This is a genomic window from Parafrankia sp. Ea1.12 (assembly GCF_900465275.1).
GTDB lineage: Bacteria > Actinomycetota > Actinomycetes > Frankiales > Frankiaceae > Parafrankia > Parafrankia soli.
Genome location: NZ_UBIZ01000730.1, coordinates 1 through 368, shown reverse-complemented (window position 1 = coordinate 368; position 368 = coordinate 1). Strand labels below are relative to the sequence as shown.

Annotated in this window: 1 pseudogene; it reads right to left on the bottom strand. The window is 66.3% G+C overall.

The features are described 5' to 3' along the window. Positions 1–368: pseudogene (locus FMEAI12_RS36000) on the bottom strand (integrase); the annotation flags it as partial.

Below are 368 nucleotides of genomic sequence, written 5' to 3'. Positions count from 1 at the left end.
GTACCACGTCGATGCCGGCTCCGGTGAAGACGGCGTCGAAGGAAGCCGTGAACTTGGTGTCGCGGTCACGGAGGGGGAACTGGAACCGGTGGCCACGTTCGTCGAGGTCCATCAGTAGGTTCCGTGCACGTTGGGTGACCCAGGCCGCGGTTGGATGCTTGGTGACCCCGAGGAGGTGGACTCGGCGGGTGGCGTGCTCGACGACGAAGAACACGTAGATCCGTTGTAGGAATACGGTGTCCACGGTGAAGGAATCGCAGGCGAGGATGCCGGAGGCCTGGGCGTGTAGGAACGTGCGCCAGGAGGCATCGGCCCGCCGGGGCGTGGGATCGACACCGGCGCGGTGCAGGATCCGCCAGACGGTGGCC